Annotated in this window: 5 protein-coding genes and 5 pseudogenes; 4 read left to right on the top strand and 6 right to left on the bottom strand. The window is 49.2% G+C overall.

Annotated elements, in window-relative coordinates; translation table 11 throughout:
- Both IAE50_RS25250 and IAE50_RS25245 read left to right on the top strand, forming a co-directional pair.
- Window positions 1-99, top strand: a pseudogene (locus IAE50_RS25250) (IS5 family transposase); the annotation flags it as partial.
- A 348-nt stretch (window positions 100-447) separates the two neighbouring features.
- A pseudogene (locus IAE50_RS25245) lies at window positions 448-1,772 on the top strand (IS110 family transposase).
- Between the two features lie 90 nt (window positions 1,773-1,862).
- On the opposite strand, the gene IAE50_RS25240 reads toward IAE50_RS25245, so the two are convergent.
- The 5 genes and pseudogenes from IAE50_RS25240 to IAE50_RS25220 all read right to left on the bottom strand — a co-directional run.
- Window positions 1,863-2,144: a hypothetical protein gene (locus IAE50_RS25240; protein ID WP_200581642.1), complete on the bottom strand. Its 282-nt coding sequence runs from the start codon at window positions 2,142-2,144 to the stop codon at window positions 1,863-1,865.
- 1,375 nt (window positions 2,145-3,519) lie between these two features.
- A pseudogene (locus tag IAE50_RS25235) lies at window positions 3,520-3,906 on the bottom strand (transposase); the annotation flags it as partial.
- Between the two features lie 81 nt (window positions 3,907-3,987).
- Window positions 3,988-4,173: an SDR family NAD(P)-dependent oxidoreductase gene (locus IAE50_RS26910; protein ID WP_375288141.1), complete on the bottom strand. Its 186-nt coding sequence runs from the start codon at window positions 4,171-4,173 to the stop codon at window positions 3,988-3,990.
- A 26-nt stretch (window positions 4,174-4,199) separates the two neighbouring features.
- Window positions 4,200-4,601, bottom strand: a complete 402-nt coding sequence (locus tag IAE50_RS25225) for a cupin domain-containing protein (RefSeq protein WP_200581640.1) — start codon at window positions 4,599-4,601, stop codon at window positions 4,200-4,202.
- Window positions 4,602-4,693: 92 nt separating this feature from the next.
- Window positions 4,694-5,553, bottom strand: a pseudogene (locus IAE50_RS25220) (DDE-type integrase/transposase/recombinase); the annotation flags it as partial.
- Between the two features lie 257 nt (window positions 5,554-5,810).
- On the opposite strand from IAE50_RS25220, the gene IAE50_RS25215 reads away from it, so the two are divergent.
- On the top strand, window positions 5,811-6,098 hold the full coding sequence (locus IAE50_RS25215; RefSeq protein ID WP_200581639.1) for a transposase: 288 nt from the start codon (window positions 5,811-5,813) through the stop codon (window positions 6,096-6,098).
- A gap of 118 nt (window positions 6,099-6,216) precedes the next feature.
- The gene (locus IAE50_RS26905) at window positions 6,217-6,519 is read left to right on the top strand and encodes a transposase (protein ID WP_200581643.1); all 303 of its coding nucleotides are present in this window, start codon (window positions 6,217-6,219) and stop codon (window positions 6,517-6,519) included.
- Window positions 6,520-6,925: 406 nt separating this feature from the next.
- Here IAE50_RS26905 and IAE50_RS25205 read toward each other — a convergent pair.
- Window positions 6,926-7,250: pseudogene (locus tag IAE50_RS25205) on the bottom strand (transposase); the annotation flags it as partial.
- Between the last annotated feature and the right edge of the window lie 1,171 nt (window positions 7,251-8,421).

Genomic DNA, 8,421 nt, shown 5'->3' with positions numbered 1-8,421 from the left:
CGGCGTATTGCCACACGCTACGACAAAACGGCGAGAAATTATCTGTCGATGATGAAACTGGGCTGCATCCGACTCTTTTATCAACGGTTAAGTAATTAAGGGACACAGCTTAGGAACGGAAAAAACTTGGGAGCAGGGGCGAAATTATGAAAATCTTAATATACGTCGTGGTATTAAATTCGGAGCAGTGTCACATGTGGATAAATCGTTGACAGCAAAAAACACTGCCAACAGTTTACCCACAATCGCCATCTAAGCACTTGGGGCGTGGCCCCCCGTTACCTTATTCATACCCCTTATAATGGGGTGTTAGCCAGCCAGACCCGGCATGATTACTGCCCCAGTCGTCCATGATCCGGGGGGTGATGTCATCGGGTCTGGTGGGGCGCTGGTAACCGCTAATAGGGGTCAGGTCAGGCGCTTTTGCCGGGACCGTCTGTAACGTGGATGCTGGTACCTGCTCCCCGTGGTTATCTGGTTAACCCGTATAAACAGGGAGACAGAATGACCGAATCCAGCGATTACGAATCCGTCCAGGTCTTTATCGGCGTTGATGTCGATAAAGATACTCATCACGCTGTTGCCGTTAATCGTTCAGGTAAGCGCTTGTCCGATAAAGCATTACCCAACGACGAAAACAAACTCAGGGTGCTGATATCTGAGCTGAAACAACATGGTCAGATACTGCTGGTTGTTGACCAGCCTGCCACCATCGGTGCGTTACCCGTCGCCGTTGCCCGCTCAGAAGGCGTCCTTATCGGATACCTCCCGGGCTGGCAATGCGCCGCATCGCCGACTTACACGCCGGTGAAGCCAAAACTGATGCTCGTGACGCTGCCATCATTGCCGAAGCTGCCCGTACCCTGCCTCACGCACTACGCACGCTGAAGCTGGCTGACGAGCACATCGCCGAACTCTCCATGCTCTGTGGCTTCGATGATGATCTTGCCGCACAAACAACGCAGGCCAGCAACCGTATCCGCGGCCTGTTGACCCGGATACATCCGGCACTGGAACGTGTTCTCGGCCCACGACTGGATCATCCGGCCGTACTCGATCTTCTCCAGCGATATCCCTCACCCGAAAAACTCGTTTCCCTGGGGGAGAAAAAACTGGCAACCCAGCTCTGCAAACTCGCGCCCCGTCTGGGAAAACGCCTTGCCGCAGACATCACACAGGCACTGACAGAGCAAACCGTCATCATTCCCGGCACGAATGCCGCTGTTGTTGTTCTGTCACGCCTGGCACTCCAGCTCATCACGCTGCGTAAGCAGAGAGACGAGGTGGCCCTGGAAGTAGAACAGCGGGTCCTTGCTCACCCTCTTTACTCGATCCTGACCAGCATGCCCGGAGTCGGCGTCAGGACCGCTGCCAGACTCCTCACAGAGGTTGTTTGCCGCGCCTTCGCCTCTGCCGCACATCTTGCAGCCTATGCTGGTCTCGCATCGGTAACCCGACGATCCGGCACGTCCATACGAGGGGAGCATCCCTCGAGACACGGTAATAAAACGCTCAAACGGGCGCTGTTCCTGTCGGCCTTCGCTGCGCTCAGAGATCCGATCTCCAGGGCTTACTACACACGCAAAATGAGCCAGGGAAAACGACACAACCAGGCGCTTATCGCCCTGGCAAGGATGCTGCGACGTCCTGTTCGCCATGATGCGCGACGGGACTTTTTATACCCCTACGGCGTCATAAATATGCTTGACAACTTAATAGGGGTCCCCCCGCTCACGCTCAATAATTTTTCATCTCTCTTTTTTAAAGAATGAATTACAGCAAGTGCCTCCATCATGTTTATCCCTCCACATAAACGCAGAAGGCAAGCATACGCGTGCCACCGGAATGTTTTCCCAGTGTATTTATATGCCGGCGGTAGCATATTCCTTTTCATCTGTCACAGCGTGTTCATACCCTGTCCGACAAATCAGATGTTCCCAGTCCGGGCTGGTGATGCCATCAATCAATCTAATCCGTTTTGCGCTGTTCGCCCGTGGGCGATCCTCGCTGAACAAACTCAACTGACTGATATCGTGCGGAATAGAATCATCCAGCATGATGCCTAACTTCATGTCGCGGTACTCCTCTTCCTGGATATGGTCCAGCGCGTGCATGTTCACCGCGATAATATCTCGGATACCCATACATACTTATTCTGATCCCCGTGAAGCTACGGCTGAAAGCCGCGCCACACAAAGACTGCGGAATACCTAAAAAGATAAAAAATCTAAAAATGAGCCAGTAGATAACAGGCTTAAAAGCGCGACACTTAATAGCAGACATGGGAAGTACATGAAGTAATGAGGGGATAGAACGGTGGAAAATGCTCAATGAAGTAAAAGTGAGTGATGTAAGTGATTAACGCTGTGTGAGAAATATCTAAAGTTTTGAGCCCGCTTAAAGGCAACTGCCGCTCCCTCCAAGTTAACGGTTGTGTCCGATGCGGTTAACGGGCTCGACCAGACTCAGGCATCAGAGATGCTGACTAAGCTCGCTTTCGTAGCAAACTGGTCGAATGTATTCTCCGCCATGTCCATCTTTAAAGAGATGTTCGTTACCCGTAGCAAGAGTTAATAATGGTTAAAAGCATTGTCGACAGTGTACTCAGTGCTTCCGGTGGACAAAACATTAACTACCATTGCGAGCGGGTGCGATGACTGATCTGATTACTGGAATGGTAGCGAGGCGTTCACAAACTTCATTGTGTTTGAAGATCTCAGCTACCTCGGCAGCAAGTTCGTCGAACCATTGTTTCAGAGCCTTAGTTGCTCGCGGTATTCGGGCCAAGTCGTCTGAGCAAAGCCGTAGTGGAGGAATCGGAATTGTTGACGAGTCGATCACTCCCTTTCACAATCGCGCAAGACTGAGGGGGAAGATCACCTCTTCTCCAGCAAACACGCTCCGGATCTGATTCGATTTCGCTGTGTGCCCCTGAATGGGCCGTTGGCGCATGTGATGAATCAACTGCAGTGACTGCTGTTCAGCAGCAGTTTTGATCGCAACGAAGTGAATGCCTGAGTGCGTTGGCAGCAAACGAACCGTGTATCCCAGCGAAATTAACTCACGGGCCTAAAAATGTGAGCCATGGCAGGCCTCGGTATCGGCCAGACTAGATTCCAACTTTGATAAAAATTTTAGTATGTCAGTTCGGTGAAGTTTTCGCTGCATGACGATTTTCCAATGTGGTTAACGTCATGAATCTGCAACACATTTTTTCGATATCAAAGTCGATGATAAGCGTAGGCATTGAAGTTCTCCTGTGAATTGGTGAGGTGCTCAGTGTCGCCCCCGAGGAGGCGGGAGTCCATATCACCAGCCTTGTTGTAGCCAGTGCTTGCGGGGCCCGATGTAATCCGCCGACTTGTTCCTTATTCCCACTACGAGCTTCACGTTCTGGACGCGCATCAGGTTTAGCAAGCCACGACCTTACCTGTCGTTGTTATCACTGCGGCTGCCCTGCTAACCTTTCAACATTCATTCTTCTGTCAAAAGGGTTAATATTCTGTCAGCACAGGTCGTTTAGAATGACCTGACGTTGACGTGTTTTGTCGTATTTTAGGTTATGGGCCACCATGGCCCACACCGTTGGTCATTCTCACCACCGCGATGCTGGTCGGCCGTCTTTTCAGCAGCTCCGTTACCCACGGATTTGGCTACTTCGTTAGCAATGCGGCCGCTCTGGCCCCATGAATAAACAGCGTCCGCAGATAAGCATTGCCGCGCTTATTGATACCCAGAAGCCGTACTTTACCGCCAGTGCCTGTTTGCTTTGGCACCAGGCGATGTGAGCCGCGAACTCTCGCCCTGAGCGGAAGATTCCTGCATCGCTCACAATGGCGAACGCTGCAGTGACGATCAGCGGGCCGACGCCAGGGATGTCTATGTCCGCTGACAGGTCTCATTCTGGTGTAACTGTTGCTCAGACCGGCATTATTCAGTAACACTGAACGCAATTAAATTCATCAACGGCCGTTTCAATCAACGTTTCTACCTACTCTTTACCGTAACGTCAGTAGCAACGAAGACGGCTTTCCCGCCCTGTTTTTCGAATTGGGCCACAAACATCTGCAGACGCCCCATACGACAGGTGCCGAGGAATAGGATCGCTCCCACAAAACTCAGGTGGAGGGCAGTGCACTTCCCCAGCCCGCTACTGGCGCCGGTGATAATCATCACTTTCCTGCTAATGCCATTGCTCATTATTTGTCTCCGTACTGTTCATCGGTAACATGTTCCATCCATTCAACAACCTTCCCTTCCTGTGATTCCTGAATAGCAACGTGGGTAAGAGAGGTAGTTGCGCTTGCCCCGTGCCAGTGCTTTTCAAATGGTGGGATCCAGACAACATCGCCTGGGCGAATTTCACGAGCCTCTTCACCCCACGTATTCACGTAACCAAAACCTGCGGTAACAATCAGCGTCTGTCCAAGCGGGTGCGTATGCCATGCGGTACGCGCACCCGGCTCAAATGTCACGCTAACGCCGCTTGCGCGGGCTGGCTCATTCGCCGGGAACAGCGGGTCTACGCGGACGATGCCTGTAAACCAGTCAGCCGAACCAGAAAATGATACCTGAGAACCATATTTGTAGATATCAGCCATAATTTTTCCTTAAACAGTCTCTGCTGCAGATTAATAATTTTGTTGCACTCGCAACAGCAATCAACCAGCGCGTTATTGATGTGGATTGGCCCCTATATTTCTAGACACCTTTTATAACTTAATCCATTACTGGTCCGACGCCGCAGATATAGATATTCACGCGGTGAGCGGTATCCCAGCACACTGTGCGGATGCCATTCGTTACAGTGTTCGAACGCATCTGCAAGTTTTTTTACTGCCGTTAACCCGTCGGGTTTGGGCATGATACTGTGTAGTTACGCGTCATCGTTTTGACGGAGCCCTCTGCTATTCCGTTACTCTCAGGACTCCGCACCGCTGTGTTTTTCGGGTCAAGTCCCACCATCCGGGTGAACTGGCGTGTTTCATACGCCCGGTAGCATGAACCGTTATCCGTCAACCACTCCATCGGCGTTGCCGGAAAGCCGTTGCCGAAGAGACACTCCACGGCTCCCGGCATGACGTCCTGTACCGTTTCACTGTCGAAGCCACCCGTGCTGGCTACCCAGTGAAGCGCTTCACGATCGCAGCAGTCCAGCGCGAACGTGACACGCAGTTTTTCGCCGTTATCACAGCGGAACCCGAACCCTCAGAGCACCACCGCTGATTGTTTTCCTTCACAGTCACTCTGCCGGTATATGCCCGTTTCGATGGTGGTATGGCGGGTTTACGCTCAAGCAGCAGCGCATTGTGGTGCATGATGCGGTAAACACGTTTGGCATTCACGGCAGCAAGATCTTCGCCTTCTGACTGACGGAGCAGCAGAGCCCATACCCGCCGATAGATAGCCATATGTGGTCAGCTCTCCGATAACATGGTGTATACGGGCAAGCGTATCCGTATCATCAGTGCGACGACTGCGGTGGACATCCTTCCAGTCATAAGTTCGTCTGAGAATGACGTGCAGCTGCACTCGCGACACTCGGAGGCAACGAGGGTACATGCGCTATCCACTAATGGGATGGTTTGCCCCGCCCCGGTGTATAATTATGGGAGTTAAGCTAACTCACTAATGTGGTGCATGATGAAAATCAAACCGCTCCCGGATATTGTTTATTTAGACATTGATATTGGTAAAAATTCTTTTCATATCGTCGGCCTTAATTCGAGCGGTAAACCTGTATTTCGGGAAAGGATGACAGAGAACGGTTCATTGATTTTTTTTCCCGCTCACTATCAATGACGGTTGGAATGGAAGCCTGTCCTGGCAGCAATTGGCTTTCCGGAAAGGCTAAAGCATACGGATATCTGGCCGGAATTGTTCTCGCTCAATTTATAAAACCTTTTGTCAAATCAAACAAAATCGATATTGTTGATGCTGAGATCATAGCAGAAGCCATTTCACGTCCTACGATGCGCTTCGTTGCACCAAAAACTGAGGCACAGTTTGATTTACAGACCCTGCACCGGGTTCGGCAACGTTTGGTTTCACATAAAACATCTGTTATCAATCAGGCCTGGGCGTTTTTACTTGAGTAAGGTATTACCATTGGTACTGGTGCGACTTATTTTGTCCGCGATGTGCCGGATAAACTGACAGATGAAAACATGAGCTCACGCCTGCAATGCGCACCGTTCTTAATGAGCTTTAGATCGAATTAAAGCTATCGAAGAACGTTTACTGCTGTTACGTAAAAGAATTGAGCATCATGTCAGTGCAGACGATACGGCAACGAGGCTAACATCCGTACCCAGTATTGGTAAATTAACCGCAACAGCAATCACTGCTTTTGCCGGAAATGACAACCAGTTTAAGTCTGGTCGCGATCTTGCGGCCTGGTTGGGGTTGGTCCCACGAGAACATTCTACTGGCGATAAACAGCGGCTGCTGGGCATCAGTAGCGCAGAAACCCCCATCTTCGGAAATTACTTATCCATGGTGCCAGGACATGTGTTTTAAACCTTGATCGCACGAAAGATCGATTGGGCGCATGGACAGATAAAATGGAGGCCAGAGGTATCCACCGAAATAAAGTGATCGTGACACTGGCTAACAAACTTGCACGAGTAGTTCGGGCAGTATTGACTCATAAATCGACATTTTATCTACCACAAGTGTAGTTAATATATTTTTATAACATCAACTTACAAAAGTTTGCAGGGTTTACATGATGACAGAATAGTGCAACGACGTTCAGTAAATCTGGGGCAAAAAAGCGGTTTCCGTAGTCGATCCATTTGATAGAAACTGAGCGTGCATATCCGATCATGGCCTTGCCGTCAAAAGCGGCTGACTCGCGATAGGTCGGATACATTTACGCAAACTGATTCGGTCAAAGGCGGATTTGCAAAACAGGGGCGAACCATACATTTTTTTGGCGGCCAATATCGACAGCTTCTTTTAGTAGCTCAACTTCCATTGTTTTCTTGCCCGGCAGGCGCTGAAGCTCTTTGATCTGCTTCATTGCCGGAGCCAGTTCAGAAGCGGGAGACCTGCTCACCAGCGGCTACAGCAGTCAGGCTGCCTTCCTGATACTGCCTGCGCCAGAAGAATAACTGGCTGGCTCCTACCCCATGCTGGCGGGCAACAACCGGGACGGTCATACTGGGTTCAGGACTCTGCTAAACAATGGCGATTTTTTCCTGAACGCTGCGCCGTCTGCGCTTCTCCGGACCTAAAACGTCAATCATCATGACTCCAACGACCAGTCTAAACCGGCATTAAGACTATCACTTATTTGAGTGATATTACTGTCAGGAGGTTCAGGGGGCCAGTCTACACCTTTGATCTTTACCGGTCTCCAGACGCACACTGTATATATAAATCTTAGCTCTGACTCACAAGACGTAGATTTATTTTTGATATCCTTTACTTATTACAGCCTTATGGTTATACACACTTTTCTTTTTCCTCATCAAGAAAAAAAACAAATTCCTTCTTGTTTTTATTTATTTTATGAATGTTTTGGTTATGCCGCATAAGGATTTAATTTTTATTATTTAATTTAAATACCTACATCTGATATTTTTTTTAAAAAATGTATTTATTAATGTTTTTATCTACACATTTTTGTCTATTTTTATGTTTTATTTACCTGAATAAAAAATATATTCAAATTAATTACATGAGGATATGTTATATAATTCTGGAGCACGGTGTTTTCCGTGTTTTATCTCAGATTCGTTCCTCCCAATTTTCCACAGCTGTGCCAGCCAGTGTTGCTCAATACTAACCGCTTTCGCCTGTTCCGCTCGTAGAAACTTCCAAACTCCCTCAGCGCCCGCTGCAAGCTCCCGACCTTCTGATTCGAGAACCGCACCTGGCCTCTCAGCTCGGTTTTTTCTGCGAACTACTCACGGACATGTTCCGCAGTTCCTGTTGAGCCCGCTCAAATGAGAGCCTGAAGCCCAATTGTACGAAAACGTATGCTAAGAACGTTTTTTAATCACTTATGAAGCGACGCCGTAATCCTAGTGATTTTAGGATTGAGTTTTTTAATGATCTTTCGGAACCTCAATAATGTAATACCCAGATATTGCGGGCAGAGTTAGCGTTTGCTCTTTTCTGCTCACAGGCGTTTCAGACGAGGCGCTTACGATGAACTTAATGATAAACATAGTGCTGAAGGACAACCGTCGGGATGGCGATGAGATGATAAATATGAAAAAAACTGGTTACCTGGCATATATGCCCTCGCGACTGCACGGGAGGATGGCCTGGTAGAGTCGGAGTCGCAGGCAAACCTGTTTATCACCCGCTGGTTTGTTAAGGTGAAAACAGCGCCGCTTTTCACCTGATGTGGCTGTAAGTACACCCATTCTAGTTCCACGCACTTTTTGAAATTTACGCGTTTTCGGCCAT

The organism is Kosakonia sp. S42, from assembly GCF_016624785.1.
GTDB lineage: Bacteria > Pseudomonadota > Gammaproteobacteria > Enterobacterales > Enterobacteriaceae > Kosakonia > Kosakonia cowanii.
This window is presented reverse-complemented; position numbering and strand designations above follow the sequence as displayed.

What these genes read in the sequence shown, in the direction of transcription:
- IAE50_RS25240 (WP_200581642.1), bottom strand. Translation starts at nt 2,144, where the DNA reads ATGGGTATCCGAGATATTATCGCGGTGAACATGCACGCGCTGGACCAT.
- IAE50_RS26910 (WP_375288141.1), bottom strand. Translation starts at nt 4,173, where the DNA reads ATGATTATCACCGGCGCCAGTAGCGGGCTGGGGAAGTGCACTGCCCTC.
- IAE50_RS25225 (WP_200581640.1), bottom strand. Translation starts at nt 4,601, where the DNA reads ATGGCTGATATCTACAAATATGGTTCTCAGGTATCATTTTCTGGTTCG.
- IAE50_RS25215 (WP_200581639.1), top strand. Translation starts at nt 5,811, where the DNA reads ATGGAAGCCTGTCCTGGCAGCAATTGGCTTTCCGGAAAGGCTAAAGCA.